The following is a 24,734-nucleotide window of genomic DNA, read 5'->3' as shown; positions in this document are numbered from 1 at the left end:
TCAAGGTTCAATCCTGGGAAAGTTCGCTCGCATGCCAGGAGCCCAGCGCCAGCTTCGTGAGCCAGGCCATCAGCACGAAGAGCGCGACACCGGTGAGCGAGATGAGCAGCAGCGCCGCGAACATGCGCGGAATGTTCAGCTGGAAGCCCGCCTGCAGGATCTGGTAGGCCAGCCCCGCACCCGAGCCGCCGGTGCCCGCGACGAATTCAGCCACCACCGCGCCGATCAGCGCGAGGCCGCTGGAGATGCGCAGCCCGCCGAAGAAGTACGGCAGCGCGCTCGGAATGCGCAGCCGCACCAGCTGCTGCCAGCGCGTGGCACGGTTGAGCTTGAAGTAGCTCTGCAGGTCGGGGTCGATGCTGCGCAGGCCCAGCGTGGTGTTGCTGATGATGGGGAACAGCGCCACCAGCGCCGCGCACACCGTCATCGCCGCCACCGGGTTCTTCACCCAGATGATGATGAGCGGCGCCACCGCCACGATCGGCGTCACCTGCAGCAGCACCGCGTACGGGAAGAGCGCGGTCTCGATGCGCTTGCTCTGCACGAACAGGAACGAGATCAGCACGCCCGCGACCGTAGCGAGCAGGAACGACAGCACCGTGATCTTCAGCGTGACCAGCAGCGCATTGCCCAGCGGCGCCCAGTCGGTCACCAGCGTCTGCACCATCAGGTAGGGCGAGGGCACCAGGTAGGGCGGCAGTTCCATGGCCACCACCATCCATTGCCACAACGCGATCAGCACCACCCCGATCAGCACGGGGTAGAGCACGCGCTGCACGCGCGGCTGGCCCAGCAGGGGAACGGCCTTGGCGGTCATCGTGCGGCCTCCTCGTCGGTGCTGCTGGCGCGCAGCAGGCTGTCCTGCAGCCGCTTGGCGTGGCGCGCGAACTCTGGCGTGACCATGAAGTCCGCGCTGCGCGGATAGGGCTCGTCGATGCGGAATTCCTCCACCACGCGGCCCGGTCGCGCGGCCATCATCACCACCCGGCTCGACAGGAACACAGCCTCGTGGATCGAGTGCGTCACGAAGATCACCGTGAGCTTCTTCTTGCGCCACAGCTCCAGCAGGTCGGCGTCGAGCTTGTGGCGCGTGATCTCGTCGAGCGCGCCGAAGGGCTCGTCCATCAGCAGCAGGTCGGGCTGCGTGACGAGGCCGCGCGCGATCGACACGCGCATCTGCATGCCGCCCGAGAGAGCGCGCGGCAGCGCGTCGGCGAACTTCTCGAGCCCCACGAGCGCGAGCGATTCCATCACCCGCGCATCGGCCTCCTTGCGCGGCACGCCGGCCAGGTCCAGCGGCAGCCGCACGTTGGTGCGAACGCTGGCCCACGGCATCAGCGTGGGCGACTGGAACACGAAGGACATCTTGTGCGGGCAGTCGTGCAGCTGCGCCACCGGCCTGCGCCACACCAGCAGGCGGCCGTCGCTGGGCTCGAGCATGCCCGCCACCATCTTCAGCAGCGTGCTCTTGCCGCAGCCCGAGGGGCCGAGCAGGGTGACGAATTCGCCCTCGGCGATGGACAGGTCCACCGGCAGCAGCGCCTGCGTGCCATTGGGGTACGTCTTCTCGGCCGAGAGCACTTCCACTGCCGGCACGGCGGGCGCGAGTTCAGGCGGGGGCGCCAGCGTGTGAGGGTCGATGCGATTCACAATCTGAGTTCTCCGATACGTAGCTGCGTGAGAAATGCGCAATGGCGCGTCGCGGCCTCTTCGTGAAACACCGCGGAACCGGCTTTGCCGGGCCGCAGGTGTTGCCCCCGGTAGGGGGTTGGCGAAGCGACACGAAGTGCGCGCAGCCTGGGGGCGAGCATCAAGGAATGACCTTCGCATCCTTGACGAAATCGGTCGTGTAGGTCTTGGCCAGCTCCACCTTCGACGGGTCGAGCAACTTCGCGCTCACCAGGAAGTCGTAGCTCGCCTTGGCGCGCGCATCCGTCATCACGCCGATGCCGAGCTTGGCCGCGTCGCCGCCGGTGATCATTCCCATCTCCTTGAGCTTGGCCACGCTGTAGGCCAGCTGGTCGTCGGTCATGTTGGGGTTGTCCTTCTTGATGAGGGCATTGGCGGGCGCCGGGTCGGCGAGGTAGCTCTTCCAGCCTTCGGCCGAGGCCTTCACGAAGGCTGCGACCTGCTTGCTGCGGTCCTTCACGGTCTTCTCCATGCACGACACTGTGGTCGCGTAGGCCGGGAAGCCGTGGTCGCTGAACATCAGCACGGTGCTCTTCACGCCGGCCTTCTGGATGGCGTAGGGCTCGGAGGTCAGGTAGCCCTGCTGCGCCGCGTTCTTGTCGGCGACGAAGGGCTGGATGTTGAAGGTGTAGGGCCGCGTCTGCTCGTCGGTGAAGCCGAACTTGGCCTTCAGCCAGGGCCAGTAGCCGCGCTGCGCCTGGGCGCCGATCAGCAGCGTCTTGCCCTTGAGGTCCTCGAACTTCTTCACGTCCTCGTGCGCGATCAGCACCTGCGGGTCCTTCTGGAAGAAGGCCGCCACGTTGACCACAGGCACGCCGCCTTCGCGCACCTGCATCATCTGGATGTCGCTCGAACCCATGATGCAGTCGGCCTGGCCGGCGGCCATCATCTGCGTGATGTTGACCTGCGGGCCGCCCATCTTGATGGTCACGTCGAGGCCGTACTTCTTGTAGATGCCCTGCGCCACGGCCTGGTAGAAGCCGCCGTGCTCGGCCTGCGCGTACCAGTTGGTCATGTAGGTGAACTTGTCCTCGGCCTGCGCGGGCGCGGCAGCGAGGAATGCGACGGCGGCGGCGCCGGCGATGGACAGTGCGAAGGAGCGCATGGTGGGGACCTCTCGTGGCAGGGGAGTTGAAGAAGAAAAAGGTGAATCGGCCGTTGCAAGAAGCGGGCTCAGGCCGGCTCGAAGCTCTGCTGCACGAAGCCCTGCTGGTGCCCGCGCTCCCAGGTGGCTTCCTCGCGCACCACCCAGCGCAGCGCGTGCAGCTCGGTCAGCGCCTGCACCCAGCTGTCGGAGAGCGTGTCGAGGATGGCTTCGCCCTGCTCGCGCGTGGCGGTGGTCGGATCGCCGATCACCCCGCTCGGGCCGAAGTCGCGCGAGGTCCATGCGCAGGCCGGACGACCATCGGCCGACAGCAGCTTGATCGGGAAGGGCGGCGGAAAGTTGGCGACCGCGTGCTCCATGTGCACCGTCTCGGGCGCCAGCGCGAGCATCAGCGCCGTCTCGGAGTGGCCTGCGTGCATCGCGAGCTTCTTTTCCTGTTCGCTCACCTGCTTGCTCGCAGCGCTGGGCAGGCGCGACACGCCGTGCGGCACGATCACGAAGTCACCGTGGCGCAGGCGCAGTTCGCGCGCCGCCATCTCCAGCACTTGCGGCTGTCCGCCGTGGCCGTTGGCGAACAACAGCTTGCGAAAGCCCGAGCGGTAGACCGACTCGCCGATCTCGATCACGGTCGACAGCAGCGTGGTGCCCGTGAGCGTCATGGTGCCCGGGAAGTGCAGGTGCTCTTCCGACTTGCCGTAGGTGATGGTCGGCAACGCGAAGGCGCGCACCTCGGCGGGCAGCTTCTCGAGCGCCTTGCCCATCACGCCCGAGCAGATCACGCTGTCGACCGAGCACGGCAGGTGCGGGCCGTGCTGCTCGATGGCGCCGCAGGGCAGCACGATGACGGTGTTCTCGCGATCGGGCAGCGCGGCGATCTCGGTCCAGCTCAGGTAGGGCAGGAAGCGGTGGGGCGGGATGTAGCCGTGGAGCATGGGAGTCCTTGTGTTCTCTACTTGGGGAAGAAAGGCGTCGCGTCGCCGTGCGTGACGCGGCCGTCGCGCAGCACCACGCGGGTGGCGGTGCGAGAAGGCCAGCCGTGGCGGTCGGCCTGCGTGAACAGCACCAGGTCGGCGCCCTGGCCGACCAGCGTGGGGCGGATCCCGGCGGGCGCGCGGCGCAGCCAGTCGTCGCGACACAGCGCCTGTGACCATTCGTCGAAAGGCTCGTCGAGTTGGGCCACCAGCGCGGCGGTGCCCAGCGCCTCGACCGGGTCGAAGCTGCCGAGACGGCAGAACGGGTCCTGCACGTTGTCGCTCGCGAAGAGCAGCGGAATGCCGCGCTCGCGTGCTTCCTTCACCAGCGTGATGCCGCGAAGGCGCGGCGTGCGGCCGGTGACGGCGTCCTGCAGCAGCAGGTTGGTGGCGGGCAGCGAAACGACAGTGATCGGCGCGCGCGCCACCGCATCGAGCGTGGCCAGGGCCTGCGCCTCGGGCTGGGCCGCGAGCGCGCAGATGTGTCCGCAGACCACGCGGCCTTCGTAGCCGATCTCGCGCAGGATGCGCGCGGCGGTCTGCAGGCCGACGGCCGAGGCGTTGAGTTCCTCGTCGACGTGCAGGTCGATGTCGAGGTCGCAGGCCTGTGCCGACAGCAGCAGGTTGCGCAGCGCGTTCTCGCTCCAGTTGGTCGAATGCACGAAGCCGCCGAGCAGCGCATGCGGCCCGGTCGCCTTCACCTGCCTGGCAAGGCGCATGGCCTGCGCGGCGTCTTCGAAGAGCGGCAGTTTGATCAGGCTCACCTGCTCCAGCCGAACCCTGCCGGCCCACTCCTGTGCGAGCTCGGCCATCACCGGCCATGCCATGGGCACGGCATCGGGCTCCCACCAGTCGACGTGCGTGCGCAGGTGCGCCGTGCCGCATTCCCAGGCCCACTGCAGGCCGCGCGAGGCGCGCTCGCGCACGTCTTCGGGCGTCCAGTGCACGCGATCGGCGAGCATCGCATCGATGGCGCCGAGCAGGCCGGGCCGCACCTCTTTCATGCGCGGCAGCGTGAAGGCCTTGTCGAGGTGCGTGTGCGCGTCGACGAAGCAGGGCAGGGCCAGCGCGCCGCCGAGGTCCCAGGCCGAAGGCGGCAACGGTGTTGTGGCGGCGATGGCCGGTTCGACCGACTGCACGCGGCCCGCCTCGATCGCGACGTGCGCGAGCACCGGCACGCCATCGTGCTGCGGCCATTCGGCCGGCAGCAGCCAGCGCGGCAGGCGAACGTTGCAAAGGAGCGATGGCGCGCTCATGCGAAGCGCGCCATGGCCTGGCCCACGCGTGTCATGAAGCGCTTGAGCTGGGGCTCGGTCGCGACGTTCATGTGGTAGTGGGCGTGGTAGTCCACCTTCGCGCGCTGGCCGGTCAGCCGCTTCATGTAGCGCGTGACGATCTTGCGCGGCGGGTCGCCCATGTACATCGCCATCCAGCGCGGCCGCCCGTAGGTGACGACGGCGCTGATCCGCTTGATGTGCGTGAGCATCGGCTTCACGTTGGCCGGGTCGCTGATGTCGAAGGCCACGCCCGGCATGAAGAGCCGGTCGAAGTAGCCCTTGAGCATCGCCGGCAGCCCGAAGCACCAGGTCGGAAAGCAGAACACGATGCCCTCGGCCCACTGCAGCCGCTCCACGTAGGGCGCGAGCGGCAGCTGGTTGGAGGGCACGTCGTGGTAGCCGAGGCGCTCCTCGCGCGAGAGCACCGGATTGAAGCCCTCGGCGTAGAGATCGCAGTCGTCCACCTCGTGCCCGGCGGCGCGCAGGTTCTTCAGCACCTCCTGGTGCAGGGCGGCGTGGAAGCTGGTTTCGACCGGGTGGCAGTAGACGACGAGCACGCGCATGGTGTGTTTGACCGCTTAATCAGAGCAAGTGGTCAGGTTATGCAAGCGACGTGCCAGTGCGGATGCACCGGGTTGGGGACAGGCGGGCTGGGCTCTATGTGTCTTGTCTGAATTTCGTAACAAAAGTCACGGAACTACCGAAAACCGTGGCGAAAAATCGGCAGACGCAGGCCTTTACGTAACATCGGCACACACATTGAAGGGATTGTTAACTAAAATTCACAGTCCAAATCTGTGAACTTTGGGCCTCATTTCTCTCTTCATCAACCTGTTCGATTACCGAGAGTTCCCTCATCATGAAAAAACCTTCCCTTATCGTTGCCGCCGTCCTTGCAGTCACCACCAGCGCAGTCTTGGCGGCCACGAGCCCGGCTACTGCCACGTTCCAGGTTCTGATCACCGTTGCCAAGGCTTGCTCGGTGACGGCTGGCGCGGGCTCCAACATCAACTTCAATACGGTCGACTCCTCTGCCACCAACCTGAGCGCCAGCAGCAACATCAGCGTGACCTGCTCCAAGTCGACGCCTTACAACATCGGCCTGCTGCCCTCGAACAACAGCACCACCGGCGCTGGCGTGATGAGCACCGCGGCGGTCACTGACACCATCCCCTACCAACTGCGCTCGGTGAGCGCCACCGGTGCGATCTGGGGCAGCACCGCCACGTCCACTCTGCCCGGCAACGGCGTGAGCGGCACCGGCACCGGCTCGGCCCAGTCGATCCCCGTGTGGGCCACGGTCGCGAGCGTCAACGTGACGCCTGGCGCCTACCTCGACACCGTGACCGTCCAGGTCAACTACTGATCGATTGCCTGACCGTGCACCGCTTGCTGCGCCACACCCTTGCCCTTGCGTTCGCCCTGCTGGCGCACGCGGCCGCTTCGGCGAGCGGGCTGCAGGTTTCTCCGGTCACGCTGACGCTGCAGGCCACGCAGAACGCGGATGGCCTCTGGCTCAGCAACGCCGGCGACGATGTGGTGCACGCGCAGGTGCGGGTCTATCAGTGGTCGCAGGAGGCCGGCAACGAAAAGCTGACGCCTTCGCGCGAGATCCTCGTGAGCCCGCCGATGGTGCAGCTGGCCCCGTCCGAGCGGCAGCTGATCCGCGTCATTCGCACCGGCGTTCCAGCGGGCGCGGTCGAGAACTCGTACCGGGTCATCATCGATGAGCTGCCGGTCGAGATGAAGGAAAAGAAGGGTTTGCAGCTCGTGCTGCGCTATTCGGTGCCCATCTTCATCGCAGCCGCTGGCGCGCAGCCGACCGCGCCCCAGCTCACGTGGTCGCTGCGCCGCGAAGGCGGCCAGGCAGTGCTCGAAGTCGCCAACAACGGCGGCATGCACGCCCAGCTTGCCGATCTGGATTTCGTCGATGCCGCCGGCAAGCGCACCGCGGTGCACGCCGGCCTGATGGGCTACGTGCTGCCGGGGGCGAGCATGCGCTGGCCCCTGAAGACACCCGCGGAAGCCTTTGCTCCCGGCGGCGTTCTGGAAACGAAGATCAATGGCAACGCGACGCAGGAAAAAATTCCGCCGCTTCAACGCGTCCGCTGAGCGCCTGCTGCCACTGCTGCTTCTTTCCGGTCTGATGCCCTTGGCTGCTCAGGCGGAGGGCGCCGCAGCCGGACCGGGCTCATGGCTGGTCGCATCCGCCGCGGAAAGCGACCTCACGGGGCCCACCGGCAGCGATCTCTATCTGGAACTGAGCCTCAACGGCAACCCCCAGGGGCTGGTGCATTTCGGCCTGCGCGACCGGGAGCTCTGGGCCAGCGCCGCCACGCTGCGGCAACTGGGCTTCGTGCTGCCTCCGGGCGTTTCCGACCCCGTGCGGCTCAAAAGCCTTCCCGGCGTTCAGGTCGCGTACGACGCCGCGAGGCAGAGCGTTGCCATCAACGCCTCCGCCGACGTGCTGCGCCTGCCGAAGACCGTGGTCAACACGTCGACGATCGACTCGCCGAAGGCCAGCGCCTCTCCCGGCCTGCTGCTCAACTACGACCTCTACGGCACGCAGGGCCGTGGCAACAGCACCAGCCTCAACGCGCTCGCCGAAGTGCGCGCCTTCAGCGGAAGCAGCGTGTTCACCAGCACGATGATGTCGCGCGCCTACCGCACCGACAACGAAGCCTGGACGCACGACTCGGTCCGCCTCGACACCACCTGGAGCCAGTCGTTCCCCGACGACATGCTGACCCTGCGCGTGGGCGACACCACCACCGCATCGCTGCCCTGGTCGCGATCCACGCGGATCGGCGGCATCCAGCTCTCGCGCAACTTCTCGCTGCAGCCCTATCGCACCACCACCCCGCTGCCGGCGTTCCTGGGAGCGGCGGCGCTGCCCTCGCAGGTGGAGCTCTACATCAACGGCCTGCGCCAATACACGGGCCAGGTTCCGGCGGGGCCCTTCCAGCTGAACACGGTGCCGAGCATCAACGGCGCAGGCAACGCCCAGGTGGTTCTTACCGACGCCTTCGGCCGTGCCACCACGCTGGACTTTTCGCTGTACGACACGCAGCGACTGCTGCAGGAGGGCCTGTCCGACTGGTCCGTCGACCTCGGCATGGTGCGCAAGAACTACGGCCTGCGCTCGAACGACTACGGCAGCGATCCCGCCGCCACCGGCACCTGGCGCTACGGCGTGAGCAACAGCTTCACGCTGGAGGCGCACGGCGAGGCCACCAAGGGCCTGGTCAAGGGCGGCGTCGGCGGCGCGTGGCTGCTCGGGCAGAGCGGCGTCTTCACGGGCGCCGTGGCGCACAGCAGCTACCGCGGGGAAGGGGGCTCGCTGCTCAACCTGGGCTACAGCTGGCGCGACAACCAGTTCAATTTCGCGGTCGAGGGCACGCGCACGCGCGGCGAGTACCGCGACGTCGCCTCCCTGTACGGCAGCGCGCCGCCGCGCGGTTCGGGCCGGGCGTCGATCGGCTACACCACGAAGGATTTCGGCAGCTTCGGCCTGAGCTATCTCTACCTGCGCTATCCCGCGCAGGACGCGACGCGCATGGCGAGCGTCTACTGGTTCAGGGCGATCGGGAAGAGCGCCTCGATGAACGTGAGCCTCAACCAGAACCTGGACAACCGCCGCGAACGCAGCCTCTTCGTCGGCTTCACCTGGGCGCTGGACGGCAACATCACGGCCAGCGCCGGCGTGCAGCGCGACCGCGGCCAGACCGTCTACACCGCCGATGCGCAGAGCTCCATGCCGGGCGATGGCGGCATCGGCTGGCGCGCCGGCCTGCGCCAGGGCGGCGGCCAGAACGGCGGACAGGCCGAGATCGACTACCTGGGCCGCTACGGCCGCGCCATGGCCGGCATCAGCGTGCTCGGCGACAACCGCTACGCCTACGCCGGCGCCACCGGCTCCATCGCGTTCATGGGCGGACAGCCCTTCGCGGCCCGGCGCATCGACGACGCCTTCGCGGTGGTCTCCACCGACGGCATTGCCGGCGTGCCGGTGAAGCTGGAGAACCGCGACATCGGCACCACGGACGACAAGGGCTTGCTGCTGGTGGCTCCGCTGCGTTCGTACCAAAACAACCAGCTGTCCATCGACCCGATGCAGCTGCCGGCCGACGTGAAGATCGAGCGCGTGAAGACGATGGCCACGCCGAGCGACCGCTCCGGCACGCTGGTGCGATTCGGCATCACGCCGATCAGCGCCGCCGCGCTGCTGCTGGTGGACGAGGCGGGCAAGCCCCTGCCGCTGGGCAGCCGCGTGCGCGCCAACGGGCAGGACGGCGAGCCGGCCCTGGTCGGCTTCGACGGCGCGGTGTATCTCGAATCGCTCCAGGCCCGCAACACGCTCGACGTGCAGACGCCCGGTGGCATCTGCCGGACCAGCTTCGACTATCGCAAGGACGGCGCAGCAATTCCCCAGATCGGGCCGCTGCGCTGCGCCAGGGAGGCCAAGACGCCATGAGTCTTCTGATCCGTACCCTGCGGGCCCTGCGCCTGCCTCTTTTCTGCATGCTGCTGTGGCTGCTGTCTGCGGGCAGTGCCCAGGCATCGATCAACTGCACCGCATCGATGACGGCCGTGGCCTTCGGGTCGGTCGACCTGGTCGCCGGCACGGCCGCGCCCGCCAACGCCACGTTGAGCTACACCTGCACCAAGACCGGCAACACCAACACCACCGAATACGCCAGGGTCTGCTTCAACATCGGCGACGGCAATGAAGGTCTCACGAACTTCAATCCGCGCGTCATGAAGAGCGGCGCGGGCGACTCCCTGAAGTTCCAGCTCTACCAGGGGACGAGCAGCACGATCTGGGGCTCGAACGGCAACGCCGCGGTGCCGAATCCGTTCACCATCAACATCGCCATTCCCGCGCGGTCCACGACGTCCTCGGGGACCGCCACGATGCGCGGAGAGCTGCTCGCGGGCCAGACCACGGTGCCTCCGGGCTCTTACCAGGACAACTTCGCCGGAATCCATACCTCGATCACGCTGACCTCGAGCACGAGCGCTCCGCCGACCACGTGCGGCACGACGCTGGCGGACCAGTTCGCCTTCATCGTCAGCGCGACCGTTTCCAAGAGCTGCGTGGTCACGGCCGATCCGCTGAACTTCGGCTCCGTGGTGGGTCTTCCCGGCGCGGCCAACGTCGACCAGACGAGCACGATCAACGTCACCTGCACGACGCCGACCTCCTACACGGTCGCCCTGACGCCTTCCAACAACGTGACCTCCGGTGCGGGAGTGATGACTCCGACGGGGGGCGTGCCCGGCAACACGGACACGGTGGCCTACCAGCTCTACCGCAACGCCGGCCGCACGAATCCCTGGGGCAGCGTCACGGGGACGAATACCGTCGCGGGCACTGGCAACGGCCTGGTCCAGGCACTGACGCTGTATGGCCGCGTCCTGGGCGCCAGCACCAACGTGCGGCCCGACAGCTACATGGACGTCGTGACGGTCAGCGTGACCTACTGATTCCGGTCCCGGGTTCGACCCTGGGGCAGTGCGGCACCCGCGGCCGCACCGGCACGGAACGCCTGCTGGCAAATTGCAGGCAATGCGCAAAGAATAGCGCCCGGACGGCCTTCATTTTTCCGCGACTCTGCCGATAAGCCTGACTGGGCATCGATCCGATGCCTCCACACAGGTTGTGACGAGAGGAGTTCCCATGCCCGGAAACAGGCGCACTGCAAGGGCGACTGCGCTGCGTTCGCCGCAAACGGCTCCACCGCTGGCGGCCGTCGGCGTGCTGCTGCTCCTGCTGCCGTTGCCGCTACAGCTCAGTTCCGCGGAGCCGATGCGCGGCGCGAACAGCGCCACCGGCCGTTTCAACCTGACGATCAACGTCCTTCCGACCTTCAAGGTGCTCGAGGTCACGCCTGTGAAGGGCGGGCACGAGTACCGCGTATGGACCAACATGGCGTCGGTGACCATCAAGGGGCACGAGTACCGGTTCAGCAAGGTCGGGGAATCGAGCTTCGTGGTGCCCGGTACCGATGCCGATGGCCGCGACAGCCTTGGTGCCGCCTGGCAAGGCGCGGCCGGTGCGATGGCTGCGACCGCGGGCGGCGCTTCGCCGCAGGCCTCGAGCGCTGCGGCCGGCGACGGCAGCAATGCGACCCGGGTGACGGTCACTTACTAGGACCAGCGCAAGAACCAGTCCGCGGGCAAGGCGCCGCGGCGCTCACTCAAGCCCTGCATTTCTTCCCGTTCCTGCCGATATCCGGAGGTCGGGCGCCGATGGCGCGCCCTCCACAACGGATCGGACCCCATGACGGGAAATCGGCTTCAACCGGCGCGCGCCGCCCTGGCTGCGCTGATGGCGCTCGCGCCGCTGATGTGCGCGGCGGAGAGCAGCTTCGGCACCGGCTCCGCGACGGCACGGGTGCGCCTCGTGGTGGTCGTGCCGCCAGTGTTCCAGGTGCTGCGGGCCACGCAGACCGCCGAGGGTTACGACTATCTGGTCTGGACCAACATGAAGTCGATCACGATCGGCGGCCGCGAGTACCGCTTCGCCCGGCCCGGCGAGAACACGGTGCACGTACCCGCGGCACCTGCTGGCGCCTGGGTCGTGCACGGCCTCTAGGCTTCCGCGTCCGCGCTCGGTCCTTTTCAGTCCTGGTTGCCGATCTCGGTGTTGTCCGGCGACAGGCACAGCGCTCCGGCGCAGTTGATCGACCGGAAGAAGATCGGGTCATCCGGGTTGCCGAAGTAGCGCAGGCCGTTGGCCGTCTGCTCGTTCGCCTGGACGATGTTGTTTTCATCAAGACCGAAGTAGATGTTGTTCGCCTTGGGGAACTCGTACTCGAAGGTGCTCGCCTGCGTCAGGTCCTTCATGTAGAGGAAGAAGCTCGGGCGGCTGCCGTCGGTGTCGGTCAGGAAGCGTTCCTTCAGCAGGCGGTAGCCCAGCGCGCCCTGTTCGCGGATCTGTTTCGGGACGTCCGGGAAGTCGCCGCCGACCACGCTCAGCGGGCTGATCACGGCCTTCATCTCGTAGCGCGCGGGGCTGCTCAGGTCCTTGATGAAGAAGTACGCGCTCTCGTTGTTGATGGTGCTGGGCGCGAACCACGGCCTGAAGCCGTTGGCGCCTTGCGCGTTGGCCGCGTTCAGCATGTCTTCCTTGGTGTTCGGAATGGGGATGGAGTTGTAGTCGTAGGTGGCCGACGAGCCCATGTCCTTGCGGTAGAGCACGCCGAACACCGGGTTGCTGTTCGGCGGCGGCAGGATCTTCAGCTGCGGCATCAGCTGCACGAAGACCTTGCCCTGCGCGCCCTGGTCCTTCATCTGCTGCAGCAGCCGCGGCAGCAGGTCGCGCTTCAGGATGTCGAGCTCGATCGTCTTGTACTCGTAGGTGTAGGTGGTGTCGACGTCCTTCACCACCATGAACTTGTCCTGCAGCCGCACGATGTTGCCGCCGAGGGTGCCTTCGACATAGCGATAGCCCGCGGCGCCTTCGCGGTTCAGCAGCGCGATGTAGTCGTCGTAGCGCTTCTCGGCCGGATCGACATCCGGATCGCGGTCCTGCTCGAAGGTCACCCACTTGTAGTGGGCGTTGATGGGCGTCGGATTGGTGCCGGGGCCGGGCTCTTCAGGTGGCGGCTCCTTTGGCGGCGGTTCCTTCGGCGGTGGGGGGATCTGGCTGAAGAGCCCCGGGTCGAAGCTGCTGCCACCGCCTCCCCCACCACCGCACGCCACCAATGCTGCCGTCGCGAGCGCGGCAAAGAACAATCTCGCTTTCATGATCCTCTACTCCTGTTTGTTCGTGATTCGCCGCCGCGAAAGAAAGAAAGGAAGGCTGGGCGGCGAAGGGTGCGAAGGTAGGCGTGCGGGCGCACCGAACACAGTGCACAAAGTCACTGCGTTGCAGGAGACGGGAGGAAGGTGAAAAGGGAGGTAAGAAGAAAGGATTGAGCCCGGCCGCAGCCGGCGCTCAGGCCTCGATGCCGCAGCCGTGGAGCACGAAGGCGACCAGTTCGCGCGCGATCGGCTCGCGGTCGAAAGGCGCGTCGGGCGGCAGGCCGAGCATCACGCGCGTCTGGATCGCGTAGTCGGCATAGCTCTGCGTCATGGCCCAGATGTGCATCAGCAGGATGCGCGCGTCGAGCGGGCGCATCTGGCCGCGTGCGATCCAGCCGTTGATGACGTCGATCTTCTTCTGCGTCCAGGCCCGTGCGTTGGGCCAGTAGCGGTCGAGATTGCGTCCGCCGTCGAGGATCTCGCGCGTGAAGATGCGGGACATCTCTGGGCTGTCGATGGCGTGGTCCAGCTTCTTGCGGATGTAGTCGCCCAGCACCGTGGCAGGGTCGCTCGCGTCCTCGAAGGAGAACACCACTTTCCACGCGTGCAGCACCTGCATCAGCAGCTCTTCGTAGAGCTCTTCCTTGCCGGCGATGTAGTAGTGCAGTTGGGGCTTGGTGAGGCCGGCGCGCGCCGCGATGGCCTGGGTCGACGTGCCCTTCAGGCCATGCAGGCTGAACTCGGTGACGGCCGCGGTGCGGATCGCCGCCATGATGCGTTCGCGCCCGGGCCGGGCACGCGACAGGGGGCCGTCGGGCGCGGGCATTTCCTGTGCGGTCGAGACGGGGAGGGCGGCGGAGTCGGCGTTCATGGTGGCGGGTGGGCGGGCGGCGGTGCGCGCGGTCGATGGTAATACCACCGGTGCCCCGCGCATGACCGCATGCCATGCCGGCATGAGCGGGCAGGGCATGCAGGCATGGTTCCTGTATCTTCCTCGCCGCCTCGAAAAATTCCACTCAACACAGGAGTTCTTTATGTACCTCTCTCCCCGTTTCCGTGCCTTCGCGGCCGGCGCCGCGCTGCTGGCTGCCAGCGCGCTCGCGCAGGCGCAACAGGCGCTGCCCAACGTGGTGATCCTCGCCACGGGCGGCACCATCGCCGGGGCCGGCGCCTCGGCCGTCAACAGCGCCACCTACGCGGCCGCCAAGGTCGGCGTCGAGAAGCTCATCGCCGGCCTGCCGGAGCTCTCCAAGGTGGCCAACGTGCGCGGCGAACAGGTGTTCCAGGTCGCATCGGAAAGCCTGACCAACGACAACCTGCTGACGCTGGCCAAGCGCGTGTCGGCGCTGTCGAAGCAGTCGGACGTGGACGGCATCGTCATCACCCACGGCACCGACACGCTGGAAGAAACCGCCTACTTCCTCACGCTGACCGTGCACACCAGCAAGCCGATCGTGGTGGTCGGCTCGATGCGCCCGGGCACCGCGCTGTCGGCCGACGGCGCGCTCAACCTGTACAACGCCGTGAACGTGGCGGGCAGCAAGGACGCGATGGGCAAGGGCGTGCTCGTGACGATGAACGACAACATCGACACCGGCCGCGACGTGAGCAAGAACGTCAACATCAAGACCAACGCCTTCTCCAGCCAGTGGGGCCCGCTGGGCATGATCGTCGAGGGCCGCAACTACTGGTTCCGCGCGCCTGTGAAGCGCCACACCATGAACTCGGAGTTCGACATCGACAGCATCACCACGCTGCCGCCGGTGGAGATCGCCATGGGCTACGAGGGCGTGAGCTCGGTGGCCATCGACGCCATCGCCAAGAGCGGCGCCAAGGCGCTGATCCATGGCGGCACCGGCAACGGCTCGGTGGCCGATCGCATCGTGCCGAATCTGCAGAAGGCGCGCTCCGACGGCGTGATCGTGATCCGCAGCGCCCGTGTGCCCGACGGCTTCGTGATCCGCAATGCCGAGCAGCCCGACGACAAGTACGACTGGGTGGTGGCGCACGACCTGCGCCCGCAGAAGGCGCGCATCCTGGCGATGGTCGCCCTGACCAAGACCAGCAACACCAAGGAGCTGCAGCGCATCTTCTGGGAGTACTGATCTCCCTTGGGGCGTCTTCGGCGCCCCGCGCGTGCCAGGCCGCAGCGGTGAAAGCCGCCGCGGCCTTTTCTTTTCCTGTCTTTTTCCGCCTAGCGGCGGTCTGTTCCGCGATGGTGCCGCGCGTACTCGATGCTCGCGATGCAGATCGCCAGCCATGCGGTGCCCGAGCAAAGCCCCGCGAGCACGTCGCTCGGAAAGTGCGCTCGCACGAAGATGCGGCTGCAGGCCACGGTGATGATCACGGCGGTCGCTGCCATCACCGAGGGCACCCGCCAGCGCGCGGGCAGCATGCGGACTCCCAGGTAGCCCAGCATGCCGTAGAGCACCATCGAGCCCGAGCTGTGGCCGCTCGGAAATGAATAGCCCGACACCTGCGCGAAGCCGAAGTCGTGCACCGGCCGGGCGCGCTCGAAGATGTGCTTGAGCATGTGGTTGAGCACCGCGTTGCCGACCGTGGCCGCGACCCAGCCGGCCGCGAAGCCGCGATGCCCGCGCAGCCACAGCGCCACCGCCACGCCGGTGCACAGCAGCACCACGGTGATCGGGTCGGCCAGGTGGGTGAGCCACGAGAACACCTCGCGCACGCCCGGCGGGGTATGGACGCCCACCGAATGGCTGATCGTCTCGTCCAGCAGGCCCATCGGCCGGCCGTCGCCCAGGCCTTCGGCCACTTCGGCGAACACCCAGCCCAGCGCGAGCACCGCCGCCGCGCCGATGGCCAGCCCGCCGAACAGCAGCCCGGCGCCCGGTTCGGGCTGCGCCGCACGCCGGCGCCGCAGGTGCTCGAAGCCCCAGGCCGCGAGGCCGGTGACCAGCGTCAGCAGGGCGAGAAGAACCAGGAATCCGGGCCAGGCCTGGGCGCCGAGGCGTTCTCCCAGGGCGATCAGTGCGGCATGGTCAACGGGCATGAGTAAGGCGTTCGGGCGACAGGGCAAGGGGTTCCAGGGGAAGGGCAAGAGCATAGCGACCCGTTCCTGACCGCCCGCTGCCTCGTAAAATAGCCGGTTCGTTGCGCCGCGGGGTCTTCTCCCGCCGGGCGGCCGCCTTCACGCAGATCCATGCTGACCTTCCAACAAATCATTCTCAAACTGCAGTCGTACTGGGCCGACCAAGGCTGTGCGCTGCTGCAACCGTACGACATGGAAGTGGGCGCGGGCACCTCGCACACAGCCACCTTCCTGCGCGCGCTCGGCCCCGAGCCCTGGAAAGCCGCCTACGTGCAGCCCAGCCGCCGCCCCAAGGACGGCCGCTACGGCGAGAACCCGAACCGCGGCCAGCACTACTACCAGTACCAGGTGGTGCTGAAGCCGGCGCCCTCGAACATCCTCGAGCTCTACCTCGGCAGCCTCGAGGCCCTGGGCTTCGACCTGAAGAAGAACGACATCCGCTTCGTCGAGGACGACTGGGAGAACCCCACGCTCGGCGCCTGGGGCCTGGGCTGGGAAGTCTGGCTCAATGGCATGGAAGTGACGCAGTTCACATACTTCCAGCAGGTCGGCGGCCTCGACTGCAAGCCCATCACCGGCGAGATCACCTACGGCCTCGAGCGGCTGGCCATGTACCTGCAGGGCGTGGAGAACATGTACGACCTGGTGTGGACCGAAGGCCACGGCGGCAACAAGCTCACCTACGGCGACGTGTTCAAGCAGAACGAGGTCGAGCAGTCGGCCTACAACTTCGAGCACAGCGACGCCGAGTTCCTGTTCACCGCCTTCAATGCGCACGAGAAGCAGGCCAAGCACCTCATGGACGCCCAGCTCGCGCTGCCGGCCTACGAGCAGGTGCTGAAGGCCGCGCACAGCTTCAACCTGCTGGACGCGCGCGGCGCGATCAGCGTGACCGAGCGCGCCGCCTACATCGGCCGTATCCGCAACCTCGCGCGCAGCGTGGCGCAGAGCTACTACGACAGCCGCGAGCGCCTGGGCTTCCCGATGGCGCCGCGCGAATGGGTCGCGCAGATCCCGCCGAAGAAGGCCGCCTGACGCGCCTTCGCGCACATCCTTTCCCATGCCCACCGTCTTCACCCACGTCGCCGTTCCCGTCTGCGCAGCCATCGCGCTGGGCACGCGGCGCGTGCCCGTGTCGGCGCTGCTCGCGGGCATGCTCGCGTCCATCGTGCCCGACTTCGACGGCCTGGCCTTCAAGCTCGGCATCGCCTACGGCGGAATGTCGGGGCACCGCGGCTTCACGCACACGCTGGTGTTCGCGCTGCTGCTGGCGCTCGCCGGCTGGTGGCTCGCGCCCCGCTGGGGCATGCGCCGGGCGGCGGGGTGGGCGTGGATCTCGCTGTGCACCGTGTCGCATCCGCTGCTGGACATGCTGACCAACGGCGGCATCGGCATCGCCTTCTTCTGGCCGTTCAGCGACGTGCGCTACTTCAGCCCGTGGCGGCCCATCGAGGTGTCGCCGATCGCGCTGAAGAAGTTCTTCTCGCCGCGCGGCGCGCAGGTGCTTTTCAACGAGATGCTGACCGTGTGGGCGCCGCTGCTGGTGGCCTCCGTGGCCGTGCTCGTCGCGCGCCGCAACGTGGAGCGGCGCGACGGCGCCGTCGCCGCATGAATCCGGTTCTTCCTCTTTATTTTCTTTCCACGGCGCTGCCCAGTTGCGCGCCCGTGGCCGGTGCCGCTCGCGGCCCATTTCCTCCTACTCTCTGAGCCATGTCGTCTGCCAGCCTTCTTGTCGAACTGTTTGTCGAGGAATTGCCGCCCAAGGCGCTGAAGAAGCTCGGTGACGCCTTTGCCGGCGTGCTGCGTGAACAGCTGGTGGCGCAGGGGCTCGCGGAGCCCGGCGCCGTGCTGACTTCGTATGCCTCGCCGCGCCGGCTGGCCGCGCACATCACGCACGTGGCCGAGCGCGCCGCCGACAAGGCTGTGTCGCAGAAGCTCATGCCCGTGGCCGTGGGCCTCGACGCCTCGGGCCAGCCCACGCCCGCGCTGCTCAAGCGTCTGGGCGCGCTCGGCGCCGACGCCTCCGCCGTGCCAGGCCTGAAGCGCGCGATGGACGGCAAGGCCGAGGCCCTGTTCTACGAAAGCACCGCCAAGGGCGCCACGCTGGCAGAAGGCTTGCAGAAGGCGCTGGCCGAAGCCATCGCCAAGCTGCCGATTCCCAAGGTCATGAGCTACCAGCTCGAAAGCGGCTGCGAGTTGCCGGGCTGGAGCAGCGTGAGCTTCGTGCGTCCCGCGCACGGCCTCGTGGCGCTATACGGCGACGCCGTGGTGCCTGTCGAGGCGCTCGGCCTGAAGGCAGGCCGCGAGACGCACGGCCACCGCTTCGAGGCGGCGGTCGACCCGGTCGTGCTGCGCGATGCCAACAGCTATGCGCTGCAGTTGCAGGAAGAAGGCGCCGTCATCGCGAGCTTCGAGGCGCGCCGCGCCGAGATCGCGCGCCAGCTCGCTGCAGCCGCGGTGAAGGCCGGCGGCGGCTCGGTGCCCATCGAGGACGATGCCCTGCTCGACGAAGTGACCGCGCTGGTCGAGCGCCCGAACGTGCTGGTCTGCAGCTTCGAGCGCGAGTTCCTCGAAGTGCCGCAGGAGTGCCTCATCCTCACGATGAAGGCCAACCAGAAGTACTTTCCGCTGCTCGACGCGTCGGGCAAGCTCACCAACAAGTTCCTGGTCGTCAGCAACATCAGCCCCGAGGACGCGAGCGCGGTCATCGGCGGCAACGAGCGCGTGGTGCGCCCGCGCCTGGCCGACGCCAAGTTCTTCTTCGACCAGGACCGCAAGAAGTCGCTGGCCTCGCGCGTCGAGTCGCTGGGCAAGGTGGTCTATCACAACAAGCTGGGTACGCAGGGCGAGCGCGTGGAGCGCGTGATGCGCATCGCGCGCGGCATCGCCGAGAAGCTCGGCGACGCGGCGCTGGCCGCGCAGGCCACGCAGGCCGCCCAGCTGGCCAAGGCCGACCTCGTGACCGACATGGTCGGCGAGTTCCCCGAGCTGCAGGGCATCATGGGCCGCTACTACGCGCTGCACGACGGCCTCGACGCATCGGTGGCCGACGCCATCGAGGACCACTACAAGCCGCGCTTCGCCGGCGACGAGCTGCCGCGCAATACCGTGGGCGTCGTGGTGGCCCTGGCAGACAAGCTTGAGACGCTGGTCGGCATGTTCGGCATCGGCAACCTGCCCACCGGCGACCGCGACCCGTTCGCGCTGCGCCGCCATGCGCTGGGCGTGATCCGCATGCTGGTCGAGAAAGACCTGCCGCTGGAGCTGACCAGGCTGGTGAGCGATGCGCGCACGGTGCTGGACGACGCCATCGGCAAGACCGGCCAGTTCCCGCTGCACAAGGCGGCGGAGGACGTGAGCCAGGTCGTCGACTTCATCTACGACCGCCTCGCGGGTTCCCTGCGCGAGCAGGGCGCCAGCGCGCAGGAAGTCGATGCCGTGCTGGCCAATCGCCCGCAGCGCCTGGGCGAGGTGCCCAAGCTGCTGGCCGCCGTGCGCGCCTTCGCAGCCCTGCCGGCCGCGGCCGCGCTGGCGGCAGCGAACAAGCGCATCGGCAACATCCTCAAGAAGGCCCCCGAGGCCGACGCGCACGTCAGCGAGATGCTGCTTCAGGAGCCCGCCGAGAAGGCGCTGCACGCGGCCATGGCGCAGGTCGTGCCCGCCGCCAACGCGCAGTTCGACGCCGGCGACTACACCGCCTCGCTGCAGACGCTGGCTGCGCTGCGCGAGCCGGTCGACGCCTTCTTCGACGGCGTGATGGTCAATGCCGAACAGGCCGACCTGCGGCTGAACCGGCTGGGCCTGCTGAAGTCGCTGCACGCCGCGATGAACCGGGTCGCGCAGCTCGAGCGGCTGGCCGTCTGAGAATCCTTCCTCCGGCAACATCACCATGGGCGGCACCGCCATGAAACTCGTCATCCTCGACCGCAACGGCACGATCAACGTGCATCGCGAAGACTTCGTGAAGAGCGACATCGAGTGGACGCCGCTGCCCGGTGCGCTGGAGGCCGTGGCGCGGCTCAACCATGCGGGCTGGCACGTGGTGATCGCGTCCAACCAGTCGGGCCTGGGCCGCGGCCTGTTCGACATGGCTTCGCTCAACGCCATGCACGCCAAGATGCACAAGATGCTCGCGGCCGTGGGCGGCAAGGTCGATGCGGTGTTCTACTGCCCGCACAGCCCCGACGAGGACTGCGACTGCCGCAAGCCCAAGCCGGGCCTGTTCCTGCAGATCGGCGACCGCTACGGCATCGACCTCGAGGGCGTGCCGACCTGCGGCGACAGCCTGCGCGACCTGCAGGCCGGCGCGGCGGCCGGCTGCGAGCCGCACCTGCTGCTCACGGGCATGGGCGCGGCCTGCCGCGGCGTCGATCCGCTTCCTTCCGAATACCCGGCGAACACGTTGGTTCACGACGATCTCGCCGCCTTTGTCGACTTTCTGCTCGCGCGCGAAGCGCGGGATGCACTGCAGGTAGCTGTCTGATGGCGTTGTTCCGTTCCGTTCTCCACGCACTGTGGATGCTCGTCACCGTGGTGCCCTGGGGCATCATCATGTGCGTCAGCTCGCTCTGGAAGCGCGGCATTCCGCTCTACTGGATGGCCGTGCGCTGGCTCGGCTGGGCCATCGGCGGCGCACGCGTGCTGCTGGGCATCAGGACCCGCGTGAGCGGCATGGAGAACCTGCCGACCGACAAGCTCGCCGGCGCGATCCTGCTGGTGAAGCACCAGTCCACGCTCGAGACCTTCCTGATGCCCACGCTGATGCCGCATCCGCTGGCCTACGTGTTCAAGAAGGAGCTGATCTACATCCCCTTCTTCGGCTGGGCGATGGCACGGCTGGACATGATCCACATCGACCGCAGCCAGCGCGCGCAGGCCTTCAACAAGGTCGTGAACCAGGGCCGCAAGCTGCTCGCGCAGGGCATCTGGATCATCATGTTCCCCGAGGGCACGCGCATTCCGCGCGGGCAGAAGGGCACCTACAAGAGCGGCGGCACGCGCCTGGCCTGCGAGACCGGCGTGCCTGTGATCCCCATTGCCGTGAGCTCGGCCAAGGTGTGGCCGCGCAAGGCCTTCATCAAGCGCCCCGGCGTGGTCGACGTGTCCATCGGCCCGGCCATTCCCAGCGTGGGCCGCAAGCCCGACGAGCTGATGCGCGAGGTCGAGGAATGGATCGAGGCCGAGATGCGCCGCCTCGACCCCGAGGCCTACGTGAACAGCCCGTCGCAGCCCGCGCAGCAGGAAGCGGTGGGCTGACCCAAGACCGGCCGCCAGGACAAATCGGAAAGCCCGCCATGGGGGGACTGCTCCAGTTCACGATGGATCTGTTCGAGGGGCTGGGGAGCGAGTTCGCGCCCCCGGCGCCTGCGCCTGCACGGCCGCGCCGTACCAGGAAGCCCAAGCCGGTGGTGCCGCCCCTCGCGCCGCCGGACGCAGCGATCCTTCCTCCCGAGCCCGTCGATCCGGATGCGCCGCCCGCGGTGCCCCTGGCCGACACGCTGTCGCTCGCGAACTTCGCGCACCCCCAGGCCACCCGCGAAATCGTGCTCGGCTCGGCGCGCGTGGCCTACGAGTTCAAGCGCGGCAAGCGCAAGACCATCGGCTTCCTGGTCGGGGCCGAAGGGCTGTCGGTGCGCGCGCCGCGCTGGGTGGCGCTGCGCGACGTCGATGCGGCGATCCACGAGAAGTCCGACTGGATCCTGCGCAAGCTGACGGAGACGCGCCAGCGCCATGCGCGCGTCGAGGCCACGCGCATCGAATGGAAAGACGGAGCGGGTTTTCCGTTCCTGGGCGAGCCGGTCGTGATGCGGCTCGACCCGAAGCACGGCTTCGCGAGCGTGGGCGGCACGCTGGATGCGGCCACCGAAGACGGCGCGCCGCGCGTGCTTCGGCTGGCGGTGTCGCAGAACGCCGAGCCCTCGCAGATCCGCGACGCGGCGCAAGCCTGGCTCATGCGACAGGCGCGCAAGCTCTTCATCGAGCGGCTCGACCACTTCGCGCCGCTGCTCGGCGTGCGTTGGCAGAAGCTGTCGCTGTCCAACGCGGCCACGCGCTGGGGCAGCGCGAGCGCCGACGGGTCGATACGGCTCAACTGGCGCCTCATCCACTTCCGGCTGCCGGTGATCGACTACGTCGTTGCGCACGAACTGGCCCACCTGCGGGTGATGGACCATTCGCACCGCTTCTGGGAAACCGTGGAGAGCGTCGTGCCCGACTACGACGTGCTGCGGCAGCAGCTCAAGGACGAGGCGGTTCCCCGCTGGAACTGAGGCCGCCAAGGCCGTCAAGGCCGTCGAGGTGGGCGAGGCCGGTGCTCCCGGCCTCGGGCGGAAGCCTCAGGACACGGCCTTGATGGGGATGTACATCTCCCCCCCGCCTGCCATGAACTCCTTCGACTTCTCTTCCATGCCTTCGCTCATGGCCTGATCCTCGGCCACGCCCTTCTTCGCGGCGTATTCGCGCACCTCCTGGGTGATCTTCATCGAGCAGAACTTGGGGCCGCACATCGAGCAGAAGTGCGCCACCTTGCTCGAATCCTTCGGCAGGGTCTCGTCGTGGAATTCGCGCGCCGTGTCGGGGTCGAGGCCCAGGTTGAACTGGTCCTGCCAGCGGAACTCGAAGCGCGCCTTGCTCAGCGCGTCGTCGCGCGAGCGCGCTCCTGGGTGTCCCTTGGCCACGTCCGCTGCATGCGCGGCGATCTTGTAGGCAATGATCCCCTGCTTCACGTCGTCGCGGTCGGGCAGCCCCAGGTGCTCCTTCGGCGTCACGTAGCAGAGCATCGCGGTGCCGGCCCAGCCGATCATGGCCGCGCCGATCGCGCTGGCGATGTGGTCGTAGCCCGGCGCGATGTCGATGGTCAGCGGCCCCAGCGTGTAGAACGGCGCCTCGTGGCAGTGCTTCAACTGCTCGTCCATGTTCGACTGGATCATGTGCATCGGCACATGGCCCGGGCCCTCGATCATGGTCTGCACGTCGTGCTTCCACGCGATCTGCGTGAGCTCGCCCAGCGTACGCAGCTCGGCGAACTGGGCCTCGTCGTTGGCGTCGGCGCCCGAGCCGGGACGCAGGCCGTCGCCGAGCGAGAAGCTCACGTCGTAGGCCTTCATGATGTCGCAGATGTCCTCGAAGTGCGTGTAGAGGAAGCTCTCCTTGTGATGCGCGATGCACCACTTGGCCATGATCGAGCCGCCGCGCGACACGATGCCCGTCATGCGGTTTGCCGTGAGATGAATGAACGGCAGGCGCAGGCCGGCGTGAATGGTGAAGTAGTCGACGCCCTGTTCGGCCTGCTCGATCAGCGTGTCGCGGTAGATCTCCCAGGTGAGGTCCTCGGCCACGCCGCCGACCTTCTCGAGCGCCTGGTAGATGGGCACGGTGCCGATCGGCACGGGGCTGTTGCGCACGATCCAGTCGCGCGTGGTGTGGATGTTCTTGCCGGTGGAAAGATCCATCACGTTGTCCGCGCCCCAGCGGATGGCCCACACCAGCTTCTCGACCTCTTCCTCGATGCTCGAGGTGACGGCCGAGTTGCCGATGTTGGCGTTGATCTTCACCTTGAAGTTGCGACCGATGGCCATCGGCTCGACTTCGGGGTGGTTGATGTTGGCCGGAATGATCGCGCGGCCGCGCGCCACTTCGTCGCGCACGAACTCGGGCGTGATGATGCGCGGAATGCTCGCGCCCATCGGGTTGCCCGCCACGCGCTTCGCGCGCTCTTCGTTGGCGAGGTATTCGGCCATCCACTCGCGCTTGCCGTTCTCGCGCAGGGCCACGTACTCCATCTCGGGCGTGACGATGCCGCGGCGCGCGTAGTGCATCTGCGTGACGTTGGCGCCCGACTTCGCGCGGCGCGGCGTGCGCTGCAGCGCCGAGGCGCCGGCGCGCAGTTCGGCGAGGCGCTGGGCGTCGCGGTCTTCGTTCTTCGCGCCGTCGTCCAGCGCATGGTGCATGCGGCCCTCGTAGCTCTCGGTGTCGTTGCGCTCGGCGATCCACGCGCCGCGCACGTCCGGCAGGCCGCGGCGCACGTCGATCTCGACCTTCGGGTCGGTGTACGGGCCCGAGGTGTCGTAGAGCGACACGGTCTCGCCGTTGGTCAGCTGCACGTCTCGCACGGGCACGAACAGGTCGGGCCGGCTGCCCGGAATCACGCACTTGTGCGACGCGGGAAAGGGCTCGCGCGTCAGCGTGAGCAGCGAGGTGAACTTGTCGGGGGCATTCATCGGAGGCACTCCTTGTTGAGGGAAAGGGTGCTCCGCAATCGCTCGGTGGACTTCGGGATGCCCGTCACGGAAGGGGGAGTGACGGACCGGAGTCAGGGAGTGCAGCTCTTCTTACGCCGGTATGACCCGGATCAAGTTCGCGGGTCGGCAGCTTTGCCATCTCAGCACGCCACATGCGTGCACCCCGGAGCGGGGCCGATTGTGCGAGCCCCGGCCCGGCGAGTCAACCCGCGGGTTGTTACCGCAGGTCGCCGTCGACGTAGTACCAGCGTCCGTCTTCGCGCACGAAGCGGCTGCGCTCGTGCAGGCGCGTGGCGGCGCCGGAGGGGCCGCGCTGGCGCGCCACGAACTCGACCTCGGCATGGTCCGCGTCGAGCACGGAGCGCGAACGCACGTCCAGCCCCAGCCACCTGACGCCCGGTTCGAACTCGATGGAGGCCGGCCGTTTCGATGCATGCCAGGTGGCGAGCAGGTACTCGCCGCGTTCCAGCACGAAGGCCGAATAGCGCGAACGCATCAGTGATTCGGCGTCGGGCGCGGGCGTGTTGTCGAAATCGTCGAGATAGCGGCCGCAGCACAGGGCATGGGCGATGGGCTTGTCGCGGCGGTCGGTTCGGCCGCACGGGCAGGGCCCGGCGATGGGGTCGGAGGCACTCATGAAGACCGCTATTG

24 protein-coding genes and 1 riboswitch are annotated in these 24,734 nt (G+C 67.7%); of the genes, 13 read left to right on the top strand and 11 right to left on the bottom strand.

What is annotated here, in order from left to right; all coding sequences use genetic code 11:
• Positions 1–7: 7 nt before the first annotated feature.
• The 6 genes from SFB74_RS29595 to SFB74_RS29570 form a co-directional block, all read right to left on the bottom strand.
• A complete protein-coding gene (locus tag SFB74_RS29595; protein ID WP_432727975.1) occupies positions 8–817 on the bottom strand; it encodes an ABC transporter permease in 810 nt (269 codons plus the stop codon).
• Positions 814–1,650, bottom strand: coding sequence for an ABC transporter ATP-binding protein (locus SFB74_RS29590; RefSeq protein ID WP_093206002.1), 837 nt, complete (start codon positions 1,648–1,650; stop codon positions 814–816). The genes SFB74_RS29595 and SFB74_RS29590 overlap by 4 nt, the downstream gene beginning before the upstream one ends.
• 160 nt (positions 1,651–1,810) lie before the next feature.
• Positions 1,811–2,794, bottom strand: a complete 984-nt coding sequence (locus SFB74_RS29585) for an ABC transporter substrate-binding protein (RefSeq protein ID WP_432727974.1) — start codon at positions 2,792–2,794, stop codon at positions 1,811–1,813.
• A 68-nt stretch (positions 2,795–2,862) separates the two neighbouring features.
• Positions 2,863–3,726, bottom strand: a complete 864-nt coding sequence (locus tag SFB74_RS29580; RefSeq protein WP_432727973.1) for a creatininase family protein — start codon at positions 3,724–3,726, stop codon at positions 2,863–2,865.
• Between the two features lie 17 nt (positions 3,727–3,743).
• Positions 3,744–5,021, bottom strand: coding sequence for an amidohydrolase family protein (locus SFB74_RS29575; protein WP_432727972.1), 1,278 nt, complete (start codon positions 5,019–5,021; stop codon positions 3,744–3,746).
• Positions 5,018–5,605, bottom strand: coding sequence for an NAD(P)H-dependent oxidoreductase (locus tag SFB74_RS29570; protein ID WP_432727971.1), 588 nt, complete (start codon positions 5,603–5,605; stop codon positions 5,018–5,020). Before SFB74_RS29570 ends, SFB74_RS29575 begins: the two co-directional genes overlap by 4 nt.
• A 296-nt stretch (positions 5,606–5,901) precedes the next feature.
• On the opposite strand from SFB74_RS29570, the gene SFB74_RS29565 reads away from it, so the two are divergent.
• The 6 genes from SFB74_RS29565 to SFB74_RS29540 all read left to right on the top strand — a co-directional run bounded on the left by SFB74_RS29565 (position 5,902) and on the right by SFB74_RS29540 (position 11,640).
• A complete protein-coding gene (locus tag SFB74_RS29565) occupies positions 5,902–6,408 on the top strand; it encodes a Csu type fimbrial protein (protein WP_432727970.1) in 507 nt (168 codons plus the stop codon).
• Positions 6,409–6,422: 14 nt separating this feature from the next.
• Positions 6,423–7,154 (top strand): fimbrial biogenesis chaperone, encoded by a 732-nt coding sequence (locus SFB74_RS29560; RefSeq protein ID WP_432727968.1) that lies wholly within the window; start codon positions 6,423–6,425, stop codon positions 7,152–7,154.
• A 34-nt stretch (positions 7,155–7,188) separates the two neighbouring features.
• Positions 7,189–9,516 carry a fimbria/pilus outer membrane usher protein gene (locus SFB74_RS29555; protein ID WP_432727967.1) on the top strand — a complete coding sequence of 776 codons (2,328 nt, stop codon included), beginning with the start codon at positions 7,189–7,191 and terminating at the stop codon, positions 9,514–9,516.
• On the top strand, positions 9,513–10,529 hold the full coding sequence (locus tag SFB74_RS29550; RefSeq protein ID WP_432727966.1) for a Csu type fimbrial protein: 1,017 nt from the start codon (positions 9,513–9,515) through the stop codon (positions 10,527–10,529). The genes SFB74_RS29555 and SFB74_RS29550 overlap by 4 nt, the downstream gene beginning before the upstream one ends.
• 193 nt (positions 10,530–10,722) lie before the next feature.
• The gene (locus tag SFB74_RS29545; RefSeq protein ID WP_432727965.1) at positions 10,723–11,196 is read left to right on the top strand and encodes a hypothetical protein; all 474 of its coding nucleotides are present in this window, start codon (positions 10,723–10,725) and stop codon (positions 11,194–11,196) included.
• Positions 11,197–11,325: 129 nt separating this feature from the next.
• On the top strand, positions 11,326–11,640 hold the full coding sequence (locus tag SFB74_RS29540; RefSeq protein WP_432727964.1) for a hypothetical protein: 315 nt from the start codon (positions 11,326–11,328) through the stop codon (positions 11,638–11,640).
• A gap of 26 nt (positions 11,641–11,666) precedes the next feature.
• Here SFB74_RS29540 and SFB74_RS29535 read toward each other — a convergent pair whose 3' ends face one another.
• Both SFB74_RS29535 and SFB74_RS29530 read right to left on the bottom strand, forming a co-directional pair.
• Positions 11,667–12,794, bottom strand: coding sequence for a hypothetical protein (locus SFB74_RS29535; RefSeq protein WP_432727963.1), 1,128 nt, complete (start codon positions 12,792–12,794; stop codon positions 11,667–11,669).
• A 190-nt stretch (positions 12,795–12,984) separates the two neighbouring features.
• Positions 12,985–13,662: a TetR/AcrR family transcriptional regulator gene (locus SFB74_RS29530; RefSeq protein ID WP_432727962.1), complete on the bottom strand. Its 678-nt coding sequence runs from the start codon at positions 13,660–13,662 to the stop codon at positions 12,985–12,987.
• A 163-nt stretch (positions 13,663–13,825) separates the two neighbouring features.
• On the opposite strand from SFB74_RS29530, the gene SFB74_RS29525 reads away from it, so the two are divergent.
• Complete coding sequence (locus SFB74_RS29525) at positions 13,826–14,896, top strand: asparaginase (protein ID WP_432727961.1); 1,071 nt, start codon at positions 13,826–13,828, stop codon at positions 14,894–14,896.
• An 89-nt stretch (positions 14,897–14,985) separates the two neighbouring features.
• Here SFB74_RS29525 and SFB74_RS29520 read toward each other — a convergent pair whose 3' ends face one another.
• Positions 14,986–15,804 (bottom strand): phosphatase PAP2 family protein, encoded by an 819-nt coding sequence (locus tag SFB74_RS29520; RefSeq protein WP_432727960.1) that lies wholly within the window; start codon positions 15,802–15,804, stop codon positions 14,986–14,988.
• 150 nt (positions 15,805–15,954) lie between these two features.
• On the opposite strand from SFB74_RS29520, the gene glyQ reads away from it, so the two are divergent.
• From glyQ to SFB74_RS29490, 6 genes are all read left to right on the top strand, one after another.
• Positions 15,955–16,878, top strand: a complete 924-nt coding sequence (glyQ, locus tag SFB74_RS29515) for a glycine--tRNA ligase subunit alpha (protein WP_125949599.1) — start codon at positions 15,955–15,957, stop codon at positions 16,876–16,878.
• A gap of 25 nt (positions 16,879–16,903) precedes the next feature.
• Entirely contained in the window at positions 16,904–17,455 is a 552-nt protein-coding gene (locus SFB74_RS29510; RefSeq protein WP_432727959.1) for a metal-dependent hydrolase, read from the top strand.
• A gap of 98 nt (positions 17,456–17,553) precedes the next feature.
• Positions 17,554–19,707 (top strand): glycine--tRNA ligase subunit beta, encoded by a 2,154-nt coding sequence (glyS, locus tag SFB74_RS29505; RefSeq protein WP_432727958.1) that lies wholly within the window; start codon positions 17,554–17,556, stop codon positions 19,705–19,707.
• Between the two features lie 25 nt (positions 19,708–19,732).
• Positions 19,733–20,326 carry a D-glycero-beta-D-manno-heptose 1,7-bisphosphate 7-phosphatase gene (gene gmhB, locus SFB74_RS29500; RefSeq protein WP_432727957.1) on the top strand — a complete coding sequence of 198 codons (594 nt, stop codon included), beginning with the start codon at positions 19,733–19,735 and terminating at the stop codon, positions 20,324–20,326.
• On the top strand, positions 20,326–21,099 hold the full coding sequence (locus SFB74_RS29495; RefSeq protein WP_432727956.1) for a lysophospholipid acyltransferase family protein: 774 nt from the start codon (positions 20,326–20,328) through the stop codon (positions 21,097–21,099). The genes gmhB and SFB74_RS29495 overlap by 1 nt, the downstream gene beginning before the upstream one ends.
• A 38-nt stretch (positions 21,100–21,137) precedes the next feature.
• Positions 21,138–22,112, top strand: a complete 975-nt coding sequence (locus SFB74_RS29490) for a YgjP-like metallopeptidase domain-containing protein (RefSeq protein ID WP_432727955.1) — start codon at positions 21,138–21,140, stop codon at positions 22,110–22,112.
• A 66-nt stretch (positions 22,113–22,178) separates the two neighbouring features.
• Here the strand turns inward: SFB74_RS29490 and thiC are convergent, their stop codons facing one another.
• Complete coding sequence (gene thiC / locus SFB74_RS29485; RefSeq protein WP_432727954.1) at positions 22,179–24,062, bottom strand: phosphomethylpyrimidine synthase ThiC; 1,884 nt, start codon at positions 24,060–24,062, stop codon at positions 22,179–22,181.
• A 91-nt stretch (positions 24,063–24,153) separates the two neighbouring features.
• Positions 24,154–24,259: riboswitch (TPP riboswitch) on the bottom strand.
• A 41-nt stretch (positions 24,260–24,300) separates the two neighbouring features.
• Positions 24,301–24,720 carry a YchJ family protein gene (locus SFB74_RS29480; RefSeq protein ID WP_432727953.1) on the bottom strand — a complete coding sequence of 140 codons (420 nt, stop codon included), beginning with the start codon at positions 24,718–24,720 and terminating at the stop codon, positions 24,301–24,303.
• Positions 24,721–24,734: the final 14 nt, after the last annotated feature.

The sequence above is a fragment of the Variovorax xiamenensis genome (genome assembly GCF_050916385.1).
In the GTDB taxonomy this organism is placed as follows: Bacteria; Pseudomonadota; Gammaproteobacteria; order Burkholderiales; family Burkholderiaceae_C; genus Variovorax.
Note: the sequence above shows the minus strand (reverse complement) of the source record. Positions and strands in the feature narration are given on the sequence as shown.